The following is a 22,492-nucleotide window of genomic DNA, read 5'->3' as shown; positions in this document are numbered from 1 at the left end:
GCCGCCGAGCCGTCTGGCGGTAGCCTATTCAATCAGTCGCTGTTGCACGCACAGCAGGTCGGAGAATGGATCACCACGCTGGGCGCCTATCCGTCGCTTGCGATCGGCCCCGTCCTCGATTCGCACACATTCGATATCGCTTCGATCCTCCGCGAGTCGCTGCATGCAGAGCACCTCGCGCTGGGGCTCTAGCGCGAACTGCTCGCGCTGGTCGAGGACCGTTCCGTCGCACTCGAGGAGTTCGCCCGTCAGATGATCCATGTCGAAGAGATGCGCGCAGGCGAAGTCGACAAGATGCTGCGCCGCCCTGGAGAAGTGACGACATCGGCCGAACGGCACCCGGCCCAACCCTGATCAAAATCGGACGCAAGTCATCGGCCATTGCGGATCGTGGCCGAGGATACGCGACCGAATCGACGACGAGACGGTATGGCATCTGCGTCAACCCGAGCCTCACCCGGCGAATCGCGAGCGCAATTGCTCAATGCGTATCAATTGCCGGAGGCGGCGTTTACTCAGATGCCGCGTAAAAACCCAGGTATTCGAAGTCCGCCGTACTGTTCGCGTCAACGAGAGAACCGAGCGCGCCAGCCGACACAAGTGTATCGACCATCGTTCGGCGGTTGGATATGAAACGCCACGTTGGTGACAGCGTGGGCACGGCGGGTTCGCTGCCAGCCTGATGTAGCGCTGCGAGCAGATCGGCGCGATCAGGCGAATAGACGACAAAGCCTTCATTCCACATCGCAGCGCGATCGATATCCAGCAACGCACACACCTGCTGCTTGATGGGGACATCGTTAGCGTCGGTATCGCGCGACTGCTGGATCAGCGACAGGATGCCCGCGTCGACCAGCTTGCCAGCACGCAGCAGCGGCGGCAATCCAGGCGTCCACGCGTCAGGCGGACATGCCTTGTGCATGGGCGTCAGTTCGACGAATGGACTGATTTCCGCCGGATAGATTCGGCACACCAGTGGCCTTTGCTCATAGATACCGCAGCGCATATCGGGTTGAAGATTCGGGCATGGGCCCGTATACGCACCCGCCAGAATGACCACGACCCTCGTTGGCAGCGACCCACTCATCGCGGCAAACGAACGACGACGTCGATGCGCTGCCTGAAGCTTGTCCCCAGGTGGCTCTTCGAGCCACGGCGACGCGTCGCAGAGAATCTGCACGTCGTTGCCACGCTCCAGCCATGCAACCGCCTCCGCCACGGTCAACGGCAAACGCAGATCGTGACAACACTTGCCACACATCGTGCACTCAAAATCGATATCCATGCCTGATAGCCCTTGCGTCACGCGACGCGTTCCGAGTTGTCCAGTTTCATGCCTGGCAGGCACACACGCGAGCGTCCGCCCTCCCATGTGACTACCGCCAGGCTCGAGGAATCGGGGTTAGTCGCTTGAAAGCGGCCGATCTGACAGGCAACTCGCTTATTTTTTGCCAATGCCAGCCGTGTTCGCGCGGGAGTGAATGCGCGACTGCGCTCCCGGCTCAGCACGCTGAAGATCGCCTCAGATTCGAGGCTCAAGCCCGCATCAAAGATGCTTTGCATTACATGCCACCCACCGGTATCGTGTGCGCCATCGCCGGACAGCCGGTTCGGCAATCTGCGGGGCCCATGCGGCTACCCGCGCAAAGAACGAGAGCTAAAACGTGAGTGAGTCGGACACAGGTTACGTTGATGAGATTGCATACACATTCGGCTATTGCGACGAGCTGAATCCGTTACGGCTGAGACTTCCGTTGCTGCAAGCGCAACTTGCGTTGCCAACTGTACGTACCGCTTGCGAGCTCGGCTTTGGCCACGGCGTGAGCGTAAATATTCACGCGGCCGGCTCTCCTACGCAATGGTACGGCACCGACTTCCACCCGCCTCACGCGAACTTCGCCCGACGACTTGCGGACAGTGCCGAATCGCAGGCGCAATTGTTCGGCGAGTCTTTTTCGGCGTTCTGCCGGCGCGACGATTTGCCGGATTTCGATTTCATCGGCATGCACGGCATCTGGAGCTGGATTTCCGACGAAAATCGTGCGCTGATTGTTGAATTCATACGCCGCAAGCTCAAGGCCGGCGGCGTGCTGTATCTGAGCTACAACACCCAGCCCGGATGGGCCGCGATGCTGCCCGTGCGCGAATTGATGCAGCGGCATTTTCAGATCGGTTCAGGATCCGGGCCGCACGACGAGACGGGCACCGAAGAGCGCACGCAGGTGCGCATTAAAGCCGCCGTCGATTTTACGCGGGCCGTATTTGCGACGCAGCCGGGCTATGCACTGGTGAGCCCACTGCTTGCCGAGCGCGTCGAGGCGTTGTCCTTGGAGAACCCTAATTATCTCGCGCATGAGTATTTCAACCGTGACTGGCACCCCATGTCTTTCTCGCAGGTCGCCTCGTCGCTTGTCGCGGCGGGTTTGACTTATGGTGGCTCTGCGGACTATCGCGATCACGTCGATGAGATCAACCTCAACCCGGCGCAGCGCGCTTTATTAGCGGACATCGCGGATACGAGTTTGCGAGAAACGGTGCGCGATTTCTGCGTGAACCGGTCGCTGCGGCGCGATTACTGGATCAAGGCCCCACAGACGCTCAATGACGAAGAGCGGGACGCCAAACTGCGCGCCCATCGGGTGATCCTGGCCTTGCCGAGGGATTCCGTGGTGCTGAAAGTGCGCGGTGCGCTAGGGGAGACGCAGTTACCGGAAACGCTCTACGGCCCTATTCTCGACGCGCTGGACAGCTATCGTCCGATGACCCTGTCCGATATCGAAAACTGCGTTCGTGGACGGGGCATCGTACTGACGCAGATCGTCAAGGCGGTGACGCTACTGGTTGGTATGGGCGTGTTGCTAAATGCCCAGGATGATGCGCAAATCAGTGCCGCCCAGCCATTGGCGAAGAGACTGAACGCGGCGATCTGCGAACAGGCGCGCCATCATGACGAAGTTCAGTTTCTGGTGAGTCCGGTTTCAGGTTCGGGGGTTCTGATGCCGCGTGTGGCGCAGCTCTTTTTATTAGCACGACTGCATCTCATGAATCAGCCGACGCAGTGGGCCGAGTTCGCTGAGTCCGTGCTGCGCGCGACTCCCCAGTCTACGCGAGCAACCACAGGGCTGCCATCGGGCGCAGAAGCTTCTCTCGCTGATCTGATAGCGAAAGCAAACCGCTTTGCACGAGTTCATCTACCGATACTGGAGGCACTGCAGATCGCTTGAAATGAAATCGGCGTAGCGTGGCGGACCTGCGGTGTCTTCGAATTAGCTTTCATCGCGTGCTCAAAAAAATGCGCCAATGCGCGCGAAGCTTTCAGATCGCTTGTGCATAGTGAACTACGCGATCGTCTAATGCCTGGTACTCGCGTAATCAAGAACTGTTGCGAGCGGACGACACTGCCCCCTGTTTATTACTGCGCTTCCTGTTCGGGAAATATCATTCAGACCATTAGAGCCGACCCCAATCGGCGTGTCGAAATTCCATAACTCGGCCAGTGAGCTTTCTTGCATCACCGGCTCAAATAACGATCGCAAACCTCATGAAGAAGACCACTGCGGCACTCGGCGTTGCTCTACTCGCGCTTTCGGCTCAATCCGCTTTCGCGCAAAGCTCGGTCACCCTCTACGGGCTGGTTGACACGAGCGTGCGCTACCTGACCAACGCCAATTCAAATAACGACAGTCAAGTTGCCATGGGTGAAGGCGTTGAGACGCCCAGCCGCTTCGGCTTGAAAGGAAGCGAAGATCTGGGTGGCGGCACATCGGCGGTCTTCAGGCTCGAGAACCAGTTTCAGCTCTGGTCAGGAAAGCTCGACAACAGCAACAACACGCTGTTCCAGCGCAACGCCTATGTAGGTCTTTCGAACAACCAGTACGGTACGCTGACTTTCGGACGCCAACAGACGCCGTTCTTCGACGTGATGGGTAATACCTATGATCCGATGACGGTGGGTGACTTCTGGCAGGATAGCTGGATCTATAACCCGGTCGGGCCGTTCCTGTTTACCAACAATTCCGCGAAGTACTCCGGCCAGTTTGGTGGCCTGCATGTGGAAGGCATGTATGGCTTCGGCGGAGTGGCAGGCAGCGTCGGTGCGAACAGCATGTACGGCTTTACCGCGGAGTACGCACTCGGCAACCTGATGGCTGACGTCGGCTTCCAGCAGAATGACGTGTCCGGCAAGAAGTTCAACATCGTGAATGTGAGCGCTTCATATGCCGTCACGCCCACGCTGAAGCTGCTGGCAGGCTGGTTGCATTCGCAGGACAACACCGGTCTCGCCGACATCGATATGCAGCAGTCCGGCGCTCCCACGCTGGCGCACGTGAGTCCGAACCGCATCGACGACAGTGCCTATGTCGGCTCGACATGGCAGGTCACCTCGCCGCTGGCGCTGACGTTTGCCGGGTACTACGATCACGCGCGTAACGCGGCGAATCTCGATGGCACGCTCGGCGTCGGCATCAACTATTCCGCGACGATCCTGGCCGAGTACTCGCTGTCGAAGCGCACCGAGGTCTACGGCACGGTCGACTTCACGCGTGGCACCGGCTCGTTCCTTGCGGACTATCCTGGCCGTAACAACCAGACGGGTGTCGCCGTCGGTCTCCGCAACATCTTCTGAGGAAGCGGGCCGCGTTGCCGGGCCAACGTTTGAAGACGAGACCGCTCGCGCTGTGAGGCCCGGGCGGTTTTTTCTTGGCCGATCCCGACGACGTTGCGCGGTTCGACAATTTGTGCGATCTGGTCCAGGCATCGCCCGGCTTGGCAACGTGCGGCTGCTCTCAGCGGCACGTTTGCGTTAGGACCCTCTGTGATGCGACACAAAACACCTGATCTGTCAGAGTGTGATCTCGCTCGACGTACTCACCTGCTCGACGGTCAACCTGGAAGCCTCCATAGCATTGCGCGGGCCAGCAATGCCGAAATGTCTAGCGAGTGTATCGACGACGTTTTCGGCCATGCCGCGCCGCGTTTCTTCCGTCGCCGAGCCGATATGCGGCGTCAGAACCAATCTGTCGTCCTCGATGAGCGCGGCCGGCACTTCGGGTTCCCGCTCGAATACGTCAAGCGCCGCACCGGCGATCCGATCGGCGGCAAGCGCGGCAATAAGCGCCGCTTCGTCGACCACGGGGCCGCGTGAGATGTTCACCAGAAAGCCGCCGGGACCGAGCGCATCGAACACCGTTGCGTCCACCAGATGATAGGTGGACGGAGACAAAGGACAGCTCAGAATCAACATATCGCACGCTGCCGCGAGGCCGACCACGCTATCGTAGTACGGGAGGTCCGTTGGCTTGCGCTTAGGCCCGAAGTACGCCACGCGCGAGCCGAACGCCTGCAGGCGCCGTGCGATGGCCGAGCCGATCATGCCAAGGCCGACAATTCCGACGTTCATCCGCGAGATCGAACGGCCAAGCGGAAACTGTCCGTGCTCCGGCCATTTCCCTGCCCGAACATACGCATCCGCCTTGACGAAATCGCGCGTGACCGCAAGCGCCAGTCCGAGCGCGGTGTTCGCCACGTCCTCGGCGAGCACATGCGACGAGTTTTCGATGACGATACCTCGCGCCTTCACGGCTTGCACATCGACGTTGTCGAGGCCTGCGCTGTAACTCGAAATAATTTCCAGCGCAGGAACAGCGTCGAGAAACGGAGCGTCGATCTTCGTCTTGCGCAACGCTATTCCCCGAATAGCAGCACCGTGCTCCTTCAGGAATGTCGAAGCCGCCGCGGGCTCCTCAGGCAGTTCGAGAACGGTGAAGAGTGCGTTGAGCTCGGCCGTGGTCCAATCCGGCAACTCGGCCGCTTTCAGAATGATCGGCTTTTCCATAGTGCGTTTAGTTGTTCATCCAGTTTAACGATTCATCCGCGGCAGCACGCTAACACGCCGCCCCGTCGATGCATTCCATTCAGCTCATCTTCACGCGCTCGATTTTGCCCATGAAGAGCAGATAGACGACCGCGGCCACGAGGCAATGTGCCGCTACAAAATAAAGGCCGGCCGTGTAGTCGCCCGTCGCCTGAACGATGTAGCCGAAGACGATCGGTGTAACGATACCGCCGATATTGCCCACGCAATTGAATATCGCACCGGCAAGGCCCACGGCTTCCCGAGGCGCGGTATCGCTGACGATGGCCCACGTGCCCGCGCCAGCGGCGGTGCCTTTGCCAAAGAACGCTATCGTCATCAGCAGGACGATCACGGTGTTGCTTTCCGTGAAGGCGGAGAAAACCAGGCAGCAACCCACCGCCATGCCGACGATATACGGTGTCTTGCGAGCCCACGACACACTCCAGCCGCGACGAATCAGCAGATCCGAAATCACGCCGCCCGCGATGCCGCCCAGAAATCCCGAGATGGCTGGCAGCATGGTGGCCAGACCGGCCTGCATGATGTTCATGCCGCGAGCCTGAACCAGATAGATCGGAAACCATGTGATAAAAAAGTAGCTCAGCGCAATGGCGCAATACTGGCCGATGTAGGAGCACCACAGCATCCGGTTACTCAGCAGCACGCCCAACACTTTCCACGACACCACGGGACGGGACAGCCGCTCCTGCGACGAATCGATATCGACCATCGCGCCGCCCGCCACGATGTGGTCCAGTTCGGCTTGCGACGCGCGGGGATGTTTGCGCGGCTCGTGCATGACCACCGCCCAGAGCCCGGCCGAGGCAATGCCGACCAGGCCGAGGGCAAAGAACGGCGCGGGCCAGCCGAACTTCGCCACCAGCCACCCCGCGAGCGGCGAGAAGATCGCCACCGCGAAGTACGAGGCCGAGGCAAACAGTGAGGTGGCGAGCCCGCGCTCCTCTTTCGGAAACCACATGACGGTCACGCGGCTGTTGGCCGGGAAACTAGGCGCTTCGATGAAGCCGAGCGCGAAGCGCAGCGCAAACAGCAGACCGAGCGCAACCGAAAGGTCGGACGTGATCTTGCCGATAAAGCCAACCAGAATTGTCGCGATGGACCACAAAACAAGCGTTGCGCCATACACGGCCTTGGTACCGAGCCGGTCCAGCAGCAGGCCACCGGGAATCTGTCCGATCACGTACGCCCAACTGAAGGCCGACAGGATATAGCCCAGCTGAATGTGATTCAGGCCGAATTCTTTCGCGATGCCTGGTCCGGCGATCGACAGGATTGCCCGGTCGGCATAGGCCACGGTCGCCACCAGCAATATCGTCGCGAGAAGCGTGTAGCGCGTATGGGTCAGGCGAACGGAATCCGTCGCCGCATACTGGGCTGTCCTGTCTGAGAACATCGAGATCTCCTCCTTTATGTCTCACGTGCCGGCTGCATGGTGCGTACGAAACGCGCACGCTATGATTGCCTGCATCGACACGCCCGCGTAGGGTTGCGCGTGCGTGATCTGCTTTAGAGTCGTTGTAAGTTTTGCATTAGACGCATGCAATCAGCGAGCGTCAACCTTGATTGAGACAATCAACGTGAATAGCTGGATTACCCAAGAAGAGGCATGCGAAGTCCTGGGCGTGCGCAAGCAAACGCTTTATGCGTATGTCAGCCGCGGACAGATCGAGGTGCGCTGGGATCCCGACCATGCAAGCCGCAAGCTCTACCGCGAATCCGATGTTGCCGCGCTCCTCAAGAAGCGCTCTTTGGGACGCGCCCGCAAAAACATTGCCGCCAGCACGATGGCATGGGGCGAGCCGATCATCAACACGCGCATTTCGACCATTGTTCGAGGACGGCTTTACTACCGGGGCAAGAATGCGATGGAGCTTGCCGCCTGTCTGACGTTGGAGGAGGTCGCGCAACTCCTGTGGGATTCGGCGGAGCCGCCGCGCTTCCCGGTTTCCGAGCCGGTGCTGAACACCGGTCCGCTGCGGGCCCGTGCGTACGCCGCAATGGGGCTGGCCGCAGCCGAAGGAGATTCAGCTCGCACGCTGGATGTCGACCGCATGCGCCAGGAGGCGCAGAAGCTGGTCGGAAGGCTTGCCAGCAGCTTTGTCACGCTCGCCAGTGCCGAGGGCCCGCTGCATCTGCGTCTCGCACGCGCATGGCATTGTGAGCGGTATGCCGACCTGCTTCGTCGCGCATTGGTGTTGCTCGCAGATCAGGAACTGACGAGTTCGACCTTTGCTGCGCGCGTCGCCGCATCTACCGGTGCATCGCTTGGAGCATGCGCGTTGGCGGGTCTGGCAACCTTGTCGGGCCCCTTGCACGGCGATGCGATGGTGCGTGTACAGGCGCTGACGGACGACGCGCGGCAGTTCGGTGTCGAGGCAACCGTCAAGCGCTGGAGGTCGGCTGGCAAAGCGTTGCCCGGCTTCGGACACGAGCTCTACCCGCAGGGCGACCCGCGCGCGGAGAACCTGCTCGGCGCATTCGAGCCTTCCGAAGATACGCGCAAGCTGATAGATCATGTCGACCGGGTGAGCGGCCTGAAGCCATCTATCGACATTGCCCTCACCGCGCTTGCCGAGCACTGCCAGTTACCCGAGGGCGCAGCGTTCTCAATTTTTGCGATCGGGCGAAGTGTCGGGTGGATGGCGCATTCCATCGAGCAATCGGCCAACCGCGGTCTGCTGCGGCCTCGGGCGAACTATGTCGGACCGCCGATCATTGGCGAGAGCAAGAGCGAAGACGAGTAGCGGTTCGGCTCAGCGCTGCGTCCAGCGTGGGGAATACGTCCGAGGAAGTCCGCCAGGCAAATGAAGCCGCCTTTTAAGGCGGCCTTTTTACGCTCGTGCAAGAACCCGTACGGCCATTGCCGAAGGCGGCGTTCTCCTCAGAACGAATGCCGAATGCCGGCCATCATCCCAAGTTGCCCGATGCCCGGTGCGGGCGTCGTGCCTCCACCGCCCTGGCTCACCGTATAAGCGGCATGCGCGCTGTTGAACAGATAGGCACCTTGCAGGTAAACCGCGGAACGCTTCGACAGCAGGTACGTGGTGCGTAACGCGGCGATCGTGCCGCGCGTATCGTCGGCGCGATTGATGATGCGATACACCCCGCCGTCCAGAATAAATGCGGGCGTGACGTTATACGCCGCCGTGACGTAGTAGAGATTCGAGCGCACGTCCGGCAATGCGGGGGAGACCGTTTCGACGTGACGTCCAAGCCAGCCGGCCCCGAGTTTGACCGGCCCGATGTGTCCATAGCCGTTCAACTGCATCCGCACGTCCTTGTCACCCGATTCGGTCAGCGCAAAAGGTGCCGTGCCATCATACAGATTGGCGGCCGCGCCAGGGCCGCCGCGTTGTTCGTCGTAGGCGCCGGCCACACCGTAACCGTTCATGTCATAGCGCAACATCGTCGACCATTCGCGGCAACTCTGCGAACTGCCCGGGATCGACCCTACACAGGTGCCCTGCCCCGGCGAATTGCCGGTACCCGCTGAATCGCGGCCGAAGGAATAAGTCGCACCAAACGTGAACCCCGAGAAGGTGCCTTTATACGCAATCGTGTTGTCGCTGCGCGCGCTCGGCATGTACTGATCGAACGACCCTGTGCCGCCGTAAATGTCAGGCCCGAGCAGATCGGAATCGAGGATCGCCCAATAGGTCATCGTGTACTGGCGCCCGAACGTCAACGTGCCGTACGGACTCTCGAGACCAACGTAGGCTTGCCGCCCAAACAGCCGCCCACCCTGATTGAGCGTGCCGCCTTTGGTGTTAAAGCCGCTCTCCAGTACGAAAACCGCGGACAACCCCCCGCCCAATCCTTCCTTACCGCGAATCCCCCAGCGCGACGGAAATTCGCCGGTGATGCCCGGCATGCGCACGACGCTATTGCCCGCCGCGTTTGCATGCGTCACCAGTTCAATGCCAGTATCGATAATCCCGTACAACGTCACGCTGCTCTGTGCGAACGATGAAGCGCTGATACCCAGCAACAGACTGCCTAAAGCGAGCTTGTATTTCATTTTTCTCCATCTCTCCGTGGTAGGTGTTTTGCGTGAGCGCGCAACCATCCGAACGCGACTCATACGAAGCGCTTTTTTATGTAGCGATACTAATGACAGACGTGACGATACCGACCGCTATTCAAGCCGTCCGATACGTTAAAGACTGACTTTCACCGACTGCGGCGATCCGCGCGTCGCGCCCGGTCGCCGCGTTTCAGGACACCCCGTGCGCTAAACGCCCGACTTCGGAATATGGCGCTTGACCACCATCAGCGCGACCATCACGATGAGCATCGCGACGCCGAGCATCCACAAGTACGACGACGCGCCACCGGCCGTAATCACCACGGCCCCGGCAAACGCGCTGGCGATCGCGCCGAGCCGGCCGAACGCCAGCGCCGATGCAGTGCCGGTTGCGCGCACACGGGTCGGATAGACGTAAGCACACAGCGCAAACATCGTCGACTGGACAGCGTTGACGAACAGGCCATGCACGCCGAGACCGAAGATCAGCAAGCCGGTGTGATCGGAGATGTTCACGCCTAGCAGCAGCAATGCGCTCGCCGCACCACCCGCGCTGCAGAGAATCAACGGCCAACGCGAGCCGGTGCGAGCAATCGCCACGGCGCACAGCAACGCGCCCACCACGCCGCCGAGGTTGTACGCGGTGAGTCCCGCACCGGCAACCGACATCGACAAGCCCTGCGTGCTCAGCATGGTCGGCAGCCAGCTGAAAGCACTGTAGACAGCCAGCAGACACAGGCAGAACGCGCACCAGATCGCCACCGTATCGAGCGCCAGCCCGTTGCGGAACAGCGCCGTAAAGCCGGTATGCTTTTCGACGGCTTGTTCGCGCATGTCGGTAAACACGCAGCCGCTTGGCACCGCACGCGACATCCGGCCAAGCAGGCGTTTGAGTTCCGGCCAGCGCTGCGGCTGCCGGGCGAGAAAACGCGGTGACTCGGGCAACGTAAAAAACAGCAACACAGCAAGTGCCAATGGCATCACGCCGCCGATCAGAAACAAGCCACGCCATCCATACGTCGGCAGAATTTCATGCGCGAACAGACCGGCCACCATGCCGCCGAGCGGCACACAGACGATCGTCGCGGTGACGGCCAAAGTGCGGCGGCGAGCCGGTGTGAATTCCGCGGTCATGGTTGTCGAACTCGGCAACGCGCCGCCGATGCCGAGGCCAGCGATAAAGCGCAGCAGCGCAATCGTCACAATATCGGGTGCGAAGGCGATGCCGCAGGTGGCGGCGCCGAACACCAGCACGCTGCCGATCACGGCCCAGCGACGGCCGAAGCGATCGGCCAGCAGTCCGGCACACGCGCTGCCGATGCCCATGCCGATCAATCCGGCTGCAACGACCGGCGCAAACGCCGCCCGCGAGACGCCCCACTCCTTGATCAGTACGGGTATCGCAAAGCCGATCAGTTGACTATCGAAGCCGTCCAACACGATCGACAACGCCGCGAGAAAGACCACCATCTTCTGCATGGTGGTGTAAGGACCTTCGTCGAGCGTACGGCCGATGTCGACGGCATGGCGCCCTTCCTCGACACCTGCCTGATAGCCGGCGAGCGGCGCGCCGGCCTCACCGGCGGCCGCACTGGCCGATCCGGCCGGCGGTACATAACTGGTCATGAAGCTGTCTCCAGAGTTGTGTGCGCGATTCTTCCCGCCGCGCTTTAGTTGTCACGGTTTTTAATCAGTATGTGAGCGAGCGTCCGGCTTTTGGCATTGCCGTTTCGCGCAAAAGCCATGACATTTTAGGTATGGCTTGTAACGACGCTCGTCTTGCTGCGGTGATCTGGCGCGCGGTGTATTGCAGCAATACACGTCGGCCAATGCGGCACTCCGCGCTTCAGAACGGATAATGACGTGGCGTGGTTTGCACGGTAATCCAGCGCAAATCCGTAAATTCAGCGATGGCCGCCTGCCCGCCAAAACGTCCAAAACCGCTGCCCTTCACGCCGCCGAACGGCATTTGCGCTTCGTCGTGAACAGTCGGCCCGTTGACGTGGCAGATGCCCGATTCGATGCGCCTCGCGACATTCATCGCGCGCGCCACGTCACGGCTGAACACCGCTGACGAAAGCCCATATTCGTTGTCGTTCGCACACGCGACGGCTTCATCTTCACCGTTGACGCGCACGATGCCCTTCACGGGCCCGAACGATTCATCGGCATAGATGCGCATGGCGGGCGTGACGTGATCGAGCAGCGTGGCAGGCATCAAGGTGCTGTCCGCTTTGCCGCCGCAAACGAGCGTGGCGCCTTTGGCCAACGCGTCGTCGATCAACGCGTTGCAGCGTTCCACCGTGCTCATATCGACGACCGATCCCAGCACCAGCGGCCCCTTGCGCGGGTCGCCGAGCGGCAGGCCGCGCGCTTTCTGCGCGAGCTTCGCAACAAACGTATCCGCGATCCGTTCATCGACAATGATCCGTTCCGTCGACATGCAAATCTGCCCCGAGTTGGCGAACGCGCCGAATGCGGCGGCATTGACGGCGGCATCCAGATCCGCGTCGTCGAGCACGATCAGCGGCGCTTTTCCGCCGAGCTCCAGCACCGATGGTTTCAGATAGCGTGCACAGGTGGCCGCGATGATCTTGCCGACATGCGTGGAACCGGTGAAATTGACGCGCCGGATTTTTGGATGCGCGATCAGCGCTTCGACCACCGCGCCTGCATCAGCCGGTGCGTTGGTGATGAAGTTCACCACGCCCTTCGGCAAGCCTGCTTCCTGCAAGACTTCGATAATCAGGCCGTGCGTGCCGGGGCAGATTTCCGAACCCTTCAGCACGACCGTATTTCCGCAGGCGAGCGGCAACGCAATGGCACGCACCGCGAGGATCACCGGCGCATTCCAGGGCGCGATGCCGAGCACGACGCCGGCCGGCTGACGCACGCCCATCGCGAGACTGCCGGGCACGTCGGAAGGAATCAGCTCGCCGCCGATCTGCGTGGTGAGCGCTGCCGCCTCAATCAAACCGCCGGCGGCGAGGTGCACGTTGAAGCCCGCCCACATTGCCGATGCGCCCGTCTCGGCCGCCATCACCGCGGCGAAGGCTTCGCTGCGTGCCTCCAGCGCATGCGCGGCCTTCATCAGCAGCGCGCGACGCTCGCTCGGCCCCATCGCGGACCATGCCGGGAATGCTGCCGCCGCGGCGTCGGCGGCGGCGATCGCGTCGGCGACCGTCGCTGCGGGCGCGCGCGTCGCGACCTCGCCATCGAGCGGATTGCGGCGCTCGAAGGTGGCACCGTTGCTTGCTTGCACCGCTGCGCCATTGATCAGCATCGAGATGCTTTGCATCGTGTTTGTCTCCTGCGGAAAGTTTGATGAATGCGGGCGAGAGCTGAGCTCGCGCTCACGCCACGATGACTTCGACCAGCATCGGCCCGGACGACGCCAACGCGTCGCGTAGAACGTCATGCAAACGTTCGGCGTCGCTCACGCGCGTGCCGGGACAGCCCATGCCCGCGGCAAGCGCCACAAAATCGAGTCCCGGCAGATCGGTGCCTTGCACAGGGTCTGCCGGACCAAAACCGAACTCCGGCGCAAAGTCCTGCAGCGCGGCATAGCGGGAATTGTTCAGGATCACGAATGTGATCGGCAGTTTCATCTGCACGGCACTGTAGATGGCCTGAATCGAATACATGCTGGAGCCGTCGCCAATCACGCCGATCACGCGCGTGCCGGGCTTCGCCAACGCCACGCCGACGGCAGCCGGCATGCCATAGCCGAGACCGCCGCTGTCCATCGTGTAGAAGGTGCCGCTGCGCGTGAACGGCAGCGTGTTCTGCATTACCGGGCGGGAACTCGGCGCCTCCTCGACCACGATATCGTCCGCATGGCGCACGTCGGCAAGGGTCTGCAACGCGAATGCCACCGACATCAGTGCGGACGGTTCCGCGCGCGGACAGGCAACGCGCGGCGCGGGCAACGGACGTGCCTTCGGCGCGGGCCGGGCCAGCAGATCGGCCACACCGAGGCGAATATTGCCGACCACCGCGGTGCCGGCCGGCGCCCATGCCGCGATAGCCGGATCGTCGATCAACTGACATAGCGTTGCACCGGCAGGCAAATGCGGGCCGTGACCTTCCACGTGATACGTGAAGGCCGGCGCGCCGATCACGAAGATCAGGTCATGTCCGCCGAGCAGCTCGACGAGCTTCTCGCGCATGGCCGGCAAGAAGCCGGCGAACAGGCGATGGTCTTCGGGGAACGCGCAACGGCCTGTCATCGGTGCGACGAACACGCGGGCGTTGTGGCGTTCGGCGAGACTGACGACGGCGTCCCAGCCGCCGGCCCGGTCGACTGCGCCGCCCACCACGAAAGCCGGCCGTTCGCAGGCGTCGAGGGCCGCGCCGATCTGCTCCAGCACGAACGGCTCGGGCCGTATTTCAGTACTGACGACGCGAGCCGGCACCGGCTCGGCAGCCCGGTCCCAATCGTCGACGGGAATCGATACCAGTACCGGCCCGCGCGGCTCCTGCATCGCTACGTGATAAGCGCGCGCAATAGCCAGCGGCACGTCTTCGGCGCGCGCCGGTTCGATACTCCATTTGACATACGGCTTCGGCAATTCGGTGGCTTGTGTCGACGCCAGGAACGGGTCGAACGGCAGAATCGAGCGGGCCTGCTGCCCGGCGGTAATCACGATTGGCGTGCGATTGCGGAACGCGGTGAAGATATTGCCCATTGCATTGCCGACGCCCGCGGCCGAATGCAGATTGACGAACGAAGCGTTGCGGGTGGCTTGCGCATAACCGTCGGCCATGCCGAGCACGACCGCTTCCTGCAAGCCCAGCACATAGCGGAAATCCTGCGGAAAATCGCGGAACAACGGCAATTCCGTCGACCCCGGATTGGCAAACACCGAAGTCATGCCGACGCGGCGCATGAAATCGATCACGGCGTCGCGCACCGTGAACGATGCGTGTTGAGAGAGTCCCGATGCGTCTGAACGGGGCGCGGTGCTGGTCATGCCTGTCTCCCATGCAAAATGAGTTGCGGCCAATGAGCGCCGTTTCCTGATGGCTCATTATCGGAAGCTCGAAGTTGATTGAAAATTGCCTTTTTTGAGAAAAGGCATTACTTTTACGCATGACTTTCAATCTTCAGCAATTGCATGCGTTCGCAACCATCGTCGCGAGTGGCAGCCTTGGCCGTGCCGCGGAAGTGCTGCACGTCACGCAGCCTGCGCTGAGCCGCACCATCAAGCGACTCGAGGACCAGGTCGGCGCGCCGCTGTTCGAACGGCACTCGAAGGGTATGCAGCTTACTGCGATCGGCAGCGCGCTGCTGCCGCACGCCACCCTGCTGCAACGCGAAGCCGATTACGCACGCGAGGAAATCGACGCGATGCGCGGCCTCGCGAAGGGGACGATTCGCGTCGGCGCGGTGGCGAGCATCGCTACGCTCGTGCTGCCGCTCGCGGTGAGCGGCGTGCTCGCGCGCTGGCCGAATCTGCGCGTGGAGATCATGGAGGGGGTGTGGGACCGGCTGGCGGACAGTCTGATGAAACACGAGATCGATCTCGCGCTCAGCATGGCCGTGCCGGACACGGACGAGATTGCCGCGATTGCCGATTGCAGATGGGAAGACGAGAGCTATGTGGTCGCCGCGCTCGATCATCCGCTGCGCGGCAGAGTGGATTTGTGTCTCGGCGACACGCTCGATCAGCAGTGGTGCGTGCCGCCGCGCGGCACGGGTCCGTTCGAGCACATGCAACACGTGTTTGCCGAGCATGGGCTCGGCATGCCGCCGATTGCGGTCGAGACGCGCTCAATCACCGTGCTGAAAAGCCTGGTGACGCGGGCGGGATTTCTGAGCTGGATGGCTACGCCGATGTACGACACCGAAAGCGCGGCTGGCGTGTTCGACACATTACCGATTCCGGGCCTGGTCGCACGCCGCACATTGACGGCGTTTCGCCGCCGTCAGGGCATTCTGCCGAGTCCGGCAGTGAAGTTGCTGGAGCAACTCAGGCAGTTGACTGCGGTGCAGGCATAAGTCCCTGCATGCAAGTATTCAGGCAGATTGCCTCGTTCACCACGCTCAATTGCAAAGCGGCCCTGCTTTCACATCGACGTGAGAGCAAGGCCGCCTGTCCAACAACACGAATCAAGTTGGCGCGAGACGACTGCTCGCGCCGTGGTCCATTAATGACCCACGTTGACAACCGGTGCCGAGTACGAGCTCGCGGTGTGGCTGCCTGCTTGCGACGAGCCGTTCGTGGCTGAACCATAACCGCTGGTTTGAGCGGCAGCCCTTTGCGCGGCGACACGCGCCTCGGCAGCCTGAATGTTTGCCGGGTAATCGTCGGCGTTCGACATCGCCGGATCGTAGCCGGCTTTTTCCAGCTGCACCAGCTCAGCGCGCACCTGAGCGCGGGTCACCGGCTGGTTGGATTGGGCAAACGCAGCGAGCGGCGCAGTGATGAGAGCAGCGATAACAACAGCTTCGATCAGCGATTTCATGACGACTACCTCCAGAGATTGTTTTTTGCCGTGCTGCAAACCTGTTTGTTTGCAGCCAGTGAACGTAGTCTAAGAGTTGGCGACCCTAGGGTAAACCCCTAATAAACAAATTCACTGTTGCGATAATCGGCACAATCTCAATCGGACATATCCGAAAGTAGGGAATAAGCTCTAGCAGCAGGTCGGCGTACGGCCGCCGCGGCTAGCATTGTTCATAGAAAAAAGGAGGCGATCACCTATGCCTGCGCCGCACTTTGCTTCGCTGCCCTGCTATCGCGACGTCGTGCGCGCTGAGTGGGTCGACTACAACGGTCATTTGCGCGACGCGTTCTACATGCTGATCTTTAGCTTCGCGACCGATGAGTTGATCGATGCGATCGGCCTGCCCGATTCGGTGCGCAAGCAACGTGGCCGCTCGATCTATACGCTCGAAGCGCATCTCAACTATCTGCATGAAATCAAGGAAGGCACGCAGGTTCGCGTCGATATGCGCGTGCTTGGACATGATGCGAAGCGGCTTCATCTGTACCTCGAGATGTTCGCCGATGATGGCGTGGAGCCGGTCGCCGCGGGAGAGCAGATGTTGCTGCATGTGGATACGGCCGGACCGCGCGCGGTTGCCTTCGACGCGGATATCGAGGCGCGCGTGCGCGCGTTGGCGCAAGCGCATGCGGCATTGCCGTCGGCCAGGTTTGCGGGACGCGTGATCGGCTTGCCCGCGAAGCCACCCAGCGCACGTCCCGGCCTGGGTGGTCCATCCCGCTAAACGCGGTGCGCTTCGAGAAGGTCTGCGGGTTTCCAGGCGCGCCTCACGTCTGCGCCGCGCCGCCACTCCGCTTGAACGAACTGGCAAAAAAAAGCACCTGATACTGCACCGCGTTGGCCCAGTACTTCCACGTGTGGCCGCCCGGCCGCTCCGCGTAATCATGCGGCACGCCAAGCTCAACCAGCCGCGCATGCAGCGTCCGGTTCGATTGAACCAGCGAGTCGCTCACGCCGCAATCGATCGTCAGCGCAATATGCGCGTTTCCAAAACCACCCGCGTTCTCGATGATCGCCTCGTTGTTCCAGAAGTCGGCGTGACGCGCCGGATCGCCAAACACCTGGTCGATCCCGGGTTCATCCTCGCAGCCGCGCGGATCGACCGCTCCGCTAATACTGCCCGCGGCGCCGAATTCATCCGGCCGGTCCAGCGCAATATGCAACGCCCCGAATCCACCCATGCTCAACCCGGTAATCGCACGGGCTTGCCGCGTCGCGATCGTGCGGAAATGCGTATCGACGTAGCTGACGACCTCGGAACCCACATAGGTTTCGTAACGGCTGCGCGGATCGACAGGACTGTCGATATACCAGCTCTCGTGACCGCCGTCCGGCATGACGAGGATCACGTGATAACGATCGGCCAGTTTGCCGATGTGAGAATTCGCGGTCCAGTCCGTATAGTCGCCACCGGAACCGTGCAGCAGATACACGACGGGGAAGCGATCGGCCGCTTTGCCGTGCGTGTATTGGTCGGGCACCACCACCGTTGCATCGAACGACTTATGCATGGCGGCGCTGGGAATGGTGACGACTCTGGACTGAAACGCCCAGACCGGGTTCGCGAAAAGCAGCGTCAGAATGAGCCAGAACACACGATTCATCTTCATGATTTGTCGCTCTCCCTTTCTATGTGTCCAAAGAACACTGTCCGGCATCTGGCGGCAAAATTCTGACGATGACTCTAGCAATGGCGACTTACAACCAAATTTCAGCGAAGCATACGGTCTCGTCAGCTTGGCCCGCGCCGAAGGGGGGACGGCGCAGCTAATCGTCTATTCAATGTGCGCCGAAAAGCCGATCTGATCCGGCGAGACATCGGGGCGCAAGGTGAGCGCGGGCACATCGTACGCGCCGGCGTTCTGGGGGCGAAACGGGATCGGCGCGGTTGTCCACAGATGATCGAGGCGTTGGCCGAGCGCGTCACGGATCGTTGAGAAGCGTGCTTCGTCGATCCGGCTTGTCCGATGAATCACGAACGGCGGCAGAACGGCGAAACCGGGGTAATACAGGACCCCATGCTGGATCGGGAACAACACGTCGTCGATCGGCCCGTTGATGCCGCGCGGGCTGTAATGAGATTCCCAGCCACCGGTTGTAACGATCAGCATTGCCCGCTTGCCTGCCATGGAGCCTTCGCCATAGCGGTCGCCCCAGCGCGCGTCGGAGTGCTCGCCGACGCCATACGCGAAGCCGTACGCATAAACACGCTCCACCCAGCCCTTCAGGATCGCGGGCATCGAAAACCACCACAGCGGAAACTGCAGAATGACGGCATCCGCCCACTTCAGTTTCTCCTGCTCGCGTGCGATGTCCGGGCTCTGCATGCCTGCCTCGAAAGCATGCTTCGAGTCGAGCGCAGGATCGAAACGCGCGTCGCCTTGCCGGTTCAGACTGTCGTCCGCATCCAGTGAGGCTTTCCACTTCATCGCATACAGATCCGATACCTGGACGACGTGTCCGGCATCCTCCAGTCGTTTGATCGAGAAATCCTTCAGTGACCCGTTCAATGACCGGGGTTCCGGGTGCGCATAGATGAGAAGAACATTCATGACCTGAGCTCCTTTGCCAGAAAGAAATACGATAGGTCCTGGTCAGGTATATTGGAAATGAATTCCCAATATGTCAGGTATAGCCATGAATAATCTCAGAAGACTGGACCTCAACCTGCTGGTGACACTCGATGTCCTGCTGTCGGAGCACAACGTAACCCGTGCCGCGGAGCGCCTGAACTTCTCCCAGCCGTCGGTGAGCGTGCATCTTGCCAAACTGCGAGATGTCTTCGGCGACCCGTTGTTGTTGCCGGGGCCACGCGGCATGCGCCCCACCGCAAGGGCTGAAGAATTGCGCGAACCGTTGCGCCTGGCACTCGAGGCGCTTGAACACGCGGTGTCGCCGGCCAGCCCATTCAATCCAGCCGAAGCGACTCATACGTGGCGCGTGGCCGCGACCGACTACGCCGAATCGACGATCCTGCTGCCCGTTCTGGCCGGTCTGCGCGCGGCGGCGCCCGGCACCCGCCTTGCGATCGTGGAAGCCGCTCCGCCACGCATCGCGAGGCAAGCGGAACAGGGCGACATCGATCTGGCTTTCCACACCCGCGAAGGCGCGCCGCCGGGACTGCGCCAGCGATTGCTGTTCAAGGAGCGCTACGTACTGGTAGGCCGCGCCGATCATCCGCGATTGAAGCGGCGGCCCACGCTGGCGCAGTTCTGCAAGCTGGAGCACGTGATCGTCTCGCCGGATGGCGGTGGGTTTAGCGGCGTCACGGATGACGCGCTGGCTGAGAGCGGCCTCACGCGCAGAGTGGTGCTTTCAGTCCCGCACTTCCTGTTCATGAGGTCGGTCCTCGCGAGCACGGACCTTGTGGCGATGCTGCCGGCGCGTCTGGTGCGCGACAATAGTGCGCTCAAGATCGTCGAGGCGCCGGTTGACGTGCCGGGTTATGAAATGGCGATGCTCTGGCATGAGCGTTCGCATCGCGATCCGGCGCATCAATGGCTGCGGGAATGCATTGTGGACTCGGTGGCCAGGTGAACACGCGAGATCGCCGGTATCGACGTATGCCCGGCTGAGCAGGCATACGTCAATTGCGGCTCACATCACGCGAGGCCGATCAGAATGCGTGGCGCATGCCCACCGTAACCGCCACTTGCGTGTTCGACGACGACGGCGAGAGCGTATTGATCATCGCATGCGAGAGCACGGAGTCCGCAGGTGCACCGTGCACGTTCTGATAGACGCCTTCAAGATAGAAGTCGGTGCGTTTGCTGATCGAATAATCGGTCTGCAGCATCGCCGTGTTCCAGCCCGGCGACGAACCGTTGTAGGCGCCACGCGTATAGGTATACGCGCCCGATACGGTCAATGCAGGCGTGATTGCATACTTCGCGTTCGCTTCGAAGTTGTCCATACGCAGCGAGCCACTCAGGCTGCCGGCGGAAGCGTCGTTCGCACCGAGATACGTGCCGGTGCCGAACGAGAAGACACCCGACGCGTTGTCCATCTGCGTATGGCTCCAGACCAGGCCGAACGTAGCCGGTCCGAACGTGTAGTTACCGCCAAGCGACCAGATACGCTGGCGTTGTGCAAGGAAGTTCGCGCTCGCGTCGCCCTGGGTAACGGCACCGCCCGCGGCGCCGCCTGCGTTGTTGAATTGCAGGTAGCCGGCGGCAAGATTGACCGGCCCTTGCGCATAGGAGACGGCGAAACCATATGAACGGTTGTTCGCGAAGCTGCCCGCCTGGTTGCTGAACCCATACATCGTTTCGAACGTGACGCCGCGGTACGTCGGGCTCGCGTACTTGACCGTGTTGTTGACAACGACCGAATTGGCAGCAAGGTTGTCGTTTTCGAACGGGTGCGCAGCCATGTTGCCGCCCCACGTGTTGAACTCCGCCGTGAGCGGACCGACCAGGTCGTTCATCACGTCAAACTGGCGGCCGAACGTCACGGTGCCGTAGGTATCGCTTTGCAAACCGACCCATGCCTGTGAGCCGAAACCATCGCCGGAGAAAGCCTGGGCGCCATTATTCAGAAGGAATCCCTGCTCCAGCTTGAAGACCGCGTGCAAGCCACCACCGAGATCCTCCGAACCCTTGAGGCCGAACACCGTGTTTTGCGTCGAGCTGCTCACTTCCTGCCAATTGCTATGTCCGGACTGATTGTTCGTGTAGATCAATCCCGTATCGATAAGACCATAGAGCGTCACGCTGCTTTGCGCATGCGCCGAAATAGCAAAGGCGCCGGAAAGCGCGACCACGAATAAAGACTTTTTCATATTGTTTGGCTCCGTGAAGGGGCGGTGATGGCGTAATCAGTTGTGTGCATTCAATACCCATTAGCAAGCGCGTTGACCGCCAGCAAGACGCGGAAACGGACAGGCAACGCATTCGCGTGGCCTACCCCGCGAATTGCTAAAACGTGCAATAGAGTTAGTTGATTATTGCGTGTAGCGCGTTGCAATGATTTGCGAATGGCGCATGCTGACTACAGTAAGGTTTTCAATTGGGTTACACAGGCGCGTCTTGCGAGCAATGCCGAAAACGAGCAGCGCGATGATATGACTTAGCAAATAAATAACACGTCAAAAATAAAGTGACGTTGCGTCAAAAGAACACCCGTGATTTACATTAGCCAGTTCTCAGCGCCACGCCTGCGTGAACTCGCCCACCACGCGCGACAGATGCGCTTGCATCGCATCTCGCGCCGCAACCGGATCGCGGCTCATGATGGCGGCAAAAATACGCTGATGATCTTCCTGTGACGCCGCACGCATCGCCGGCGTATGAAAGTGCTCTTCGATCTTGGCCCAGAGTGGGTCGCTGCGCGCGCAGTCCCACATCGCGGTGACCATATGCAATAGCACCGTATTGCCGGTGGCTTCGGCAATGCGCATATGAAACTGACGATCGGCCGCGTCGTTAGCCTGCTTGTCATGCATCTGCTCGCGCATCGTGGTGAGCGCGGAGAAGATGCGGTCGAGGTCGCTGTCCTTGCGCTCGGTTGCCGCGAGCGCCGCCACTTCCGATTCGATCAGCGCGCGCGCGCGCAAGGTTTCGATCGGACCCGGGCCGCGCGGCAAGTCGAAGGTCACCGGCTTGGCGCCGATACCCGCCGACACATAGATGCCGGAACCGCCGCGCACTTCAACCACACCCTGCACCTCGAGCGCGATGATCGCCTCGCGAACCTGCGTGCGGCTCACGCCGAATTTGTCGGCCAGGGTGCGCTCCGACGGCAGCCTCGAGCCCGCCTCGAAATCTCCGGACGCCGCGATCAACACATGAATCTGTTTCGCAAGGCCGATGTAGGAACGGTCCGCGGCTTCTGCGTCTTGTCGGTGGGCGAATGGCTGGGTTGAGAAGTCGGTCATCAAAGTGCTCGCGGATAGACATGACGAGGCGCCGCCTTCGGCCCTCGCGCAAAAAATGGTACACCAATTTCTTGCGCGAACCCCTTTCATGCCCTTCAAACTTCCGTCAATCACCCGAAGACCGCGCCGGGACAAGGCTTGCCGCGGTGATAGACTGGTAAACCACTATCGCCTCAAATTGGTCAACCAATCATAATCCCGCCGG

Annotated in this window: 18 protein-coding genes and 1 pseudogene; 7 read left to right on the top strand and 12 right to left on the bottom strand. The window is 61.1% G+C overall.

The window, feature by feature from the left end; genetic code table 11:
- Positions 1-30: 30 nt before the first annotated feature.
- A pseudogene (locus PQR53_RS04155) lies at positions 31-354 on the top strand (ferritin family protein); the annotation flags it as partial.
- Positions 355-511: 157 nt separating this feature from the next.
- Here the strand turns inward: PQR53_RS04155 and PQR53_RS04150 are convergent.
- Positions 512-1,285 (bottom strand): YkgJ family cysteine cluster protein, encoded by a 774-nt coding sequence (locus PQR53_RS04150; RefSeq protein WP_408451318.1) that lies wholly within the window; start codon positions 1,283-1,285, stop codon positions 512-514.
- A 379-nt stretch (positions 1,286-1,664) separates the two neighbouring features.
- Here PQR53_RS04150 and PQR53_RS04145 point away from each other — a divergent pair, with 379 nt between their 5' ends.
- Positions 1,665-3,224, top strand: a complete 1,560-nt coding sequence (locus PQR53_RS04145; protein WP_408451317.1) for a class I SAM-dependent methyltransferase — start codon at positions 1,665-1,667, stop codon at positions 3,222-3,224.
- 317 nt (positions 3,225-3,541) lie between these two features.
- Positions 3,542-4,627, top strand: a complete 1,086-nt coding sequence (locus tag PQR53_RS04140) for a porin (RefSeq protein WP_408451316.1) — start codon at positions 3,542-3,544, stop codon at positions 4,625-4,627.
- 216 nt (positions 4,628-4,843) lie between these two features.
- Here PQR53_RS04140 and PQR53_RS04135 read toward each other — a convergent pair whose 3' ends face one another.
- Both PQR53_RS04135 and PQR53_RS04130 read right to left on the bottom strand, forming a co-directional pair.
- Positions 4,844-5,836, bottom strand: coding sequence for a 2-hydroxyacid dehydrogenase (locus PQR53_RS04135; RefSeq protein WP_408451315.1), 993 nt, complete (start codon positions 5,834-5,836; stop codon positions 4,844-4,846).
- 79 nt (positions 5,837-5,915) lie between these two features.
- Positions 5,916-7,271, bottom strand: a complete 1,356-nt coding sequence (locus PQR53_RS04130; RefSeq protein WP_408451314.1) for an MFS transporter — start codon at positions 7,269-7,271, stop codon at positions 5,916-5,918.
- A 166-nt stretch (positions 7,272-7,437) separates the two neighbouring features.
- Here PQR53_RS04130 and PQR53_RS04125 point away from each other — a divergent pair, with 166 nt between their 5' ends.
- Complete coding sequence (locus tag PQR53_RS04125) at positions 7,438-8,622, top strand: citrate synthase family protein (protein WP_408451313.1); 1,185 nt, start codon at positions 7,438-7,440, stop codon at positions 8,620-8,622.
- A gap of 137 nt (positions 8,623-8,759) precedes the next feature.
- Here the strand turns inward: PQR53_RS04125 and PQR53_RS04120 are convergent, their stop codons facing one another.
- The 4 genes from PQR53_RS04120 to mdlC all read right to left on the bottom strand — a co-directional run bounded on the left by PQR53_RS04120 (position 8,760) and on the right by mdlC (position 14,875).
- Positions 8,760-9,896, bottom strand: coding sequence for a porin (locus tag PQR53_RS04120; protein WP_408451312.1), 1,137 nt, complete (start codon positions 9,894-9,896; stop codon positions 8,760-8,762).
- A 213-nt stretch (positions 9,897-10,109) separates the two neighbouring features.
- A complete protein-coding gene (locus PQR53_RS04115) occupies positions 10,110-11,381 on the bottom strand; it encodes an MFS transporter (RefSeq protein WP_408451692.1) in 1,272 nt (423 codons plus the stop codon).
- Between the two features lie 367 nt (positions 11,382-11,748).
- The gene (locus PQR53_RS04110) at positions 11,749-13,200 is read right to left on the bottom strand and encodes an aldehyde dehydrogenase (protein ID WP_408451311.1); all 1,452 of its coding nucleotides are present in this window, start codon (positions 13,198-13,200) and stop codon (positions 11,749-11,751) included.
- Between the two features lie 55 nt (positions 13,201-13,255).
- On the bottom strand, positions 13,256-14,875 hold the full coding sequence (mdlC, locus tag PQR53_RS04105) for a benzoylformate decarboxylase (RefSeq protein WP_408451310.1): 1,620 nt from the start codon (positions 14,873-14,875) through the stop codon (positions 13,256-13,258).
- 119 nt (positions 14,876-14,994) lie between these two features.
- Between mdlC and PQR53_RS04100 the strand changes: the two genes are divergently transcribed.
- The gene (locus PQR53_RS04100; RefSeq protein ID WP_408451309.1) at positions 14,995-15,903 is read left to right on the top strand and encodes a LysR family transcriptional regulator; all 909 of its coding nucleotides are present in this window, start codon (positions 14,995-14,997) and stop codon (positions 15,901-15,903) included.
- 149 nt (positions 15,904-16,052) lie between these two features.
- On the opposite strand, the gene PQR53_RS04095 is transcribed toward PQR53_RS04100, so the two are convergent.
- A complete protein-coding gene (locus PQR53_RS04095; RefSeq protein WP_408451691.1) occupies positions 16,053-16,370 on the bottom strand; it encodes a DUF4148 domain-containing protein in 318 nt (105 codons plus the stop codon).
- A gap of 238 nt (positions 16,371-16,608) precedes the next feature.
- Here PQR53_RS04095 and PQR53_RS04090 point away from each other — a divergent pair, with 238 nt between their 5' ends.
- A complete protein-coding gene (locus PQR53_RS04090) occupies positions 16,609-17,136 on the top strand; it encodes a thioesterase family protein (RefSeq protein ID WP_408451308.1) in 528 nt (175 codons plus the stop codon).
- 43 nt (positions 17,137-17,179) lie between these two features.
- Here the strand turns inward: PQR53_RS04090 and PQR53_RS04085 are convergent, their stop codons facing one another.
- A complete protein-coding gene (locus PQR53_RS04085) occupies positions 17,180-18,022 on the bottom strand; it encodes an alpha/beta hydrolase (RefSeq protein WP_408451307.1) in 843 nt (280 codons plus the stop codon).
- Between the two features lie 165 nt (positions 18,023-18,187).
- Positions 18,188-18,964: an NAD(P)H-dependent oxidoreductase gene (locus PQR53_RS04080; protein WP_408451306.1), complete on the bottom strand. Its 777-nt coding sequence runs from the start codon at positions 18,962-18,964 to the stop codon at positions 18,188-18,190.
- A 70-nt stretch (positions 18,965-19,034) separates the two neighbouring features.
- Here PQR53_RS04080 and PQR53_RS04075 point away from each other — a divergent pair, with 70 nt between their 5' ends.
- On the top strand, positions 19,035-19,949 hold the full coding sequence (locus tag PQR53_RS04075) for a LysR family transcriptional regulator (RefSeq protein WP_408451305.1): 915 nt from the start codon (positions 19,035-19,037) through the stop codon (positions 19,947-19,949).
- Between the two features lie 79 nt (positions 19,950-20,028).
- Here PQR53_RS04075 and PQR53_RS04070 read toward each other — a convergent pair whose 3' ends face one another.
- Positions 20,029-21,192, bottom strand: coding sequence for a porin (locus tag PQR53_RS04070; protein ID WP_408451304.1), 1,164 nt, complete (start codon positions 21,190-21,192; stop codon positions 20,029-20,031).
- A gap of 363 nt (positions 21,193-21,555) precedes the next feature.
- On the bottom strand, positions 21,556-22,287 hold the full coding sequence (locus tag PQR53_RS04065; protein WP_408451303.1) for a FadR/GntR family transcriptional regulator: 732 nt from the start codon (positions 22,285-22,287) through the stop codon (positions 21,556-21,558).
- Between the last annotated feature and the right edge of the window lie 205 nt (positions 22,288-22,492).

This window comes from Paraburkholderia fungorum (assembly GCF_046027605.1).
GTDB classification, from domain to species: Bacteria; Pseudomonadota; Gammaproteobacteria; order Burkholderiales; family Burkholderiaceae; genus Paraburkholderia; species Paraburkholderia fungorum_F.
This window is presented reverse-complemented; position numbering and strand designations above follow the sequence as displayed.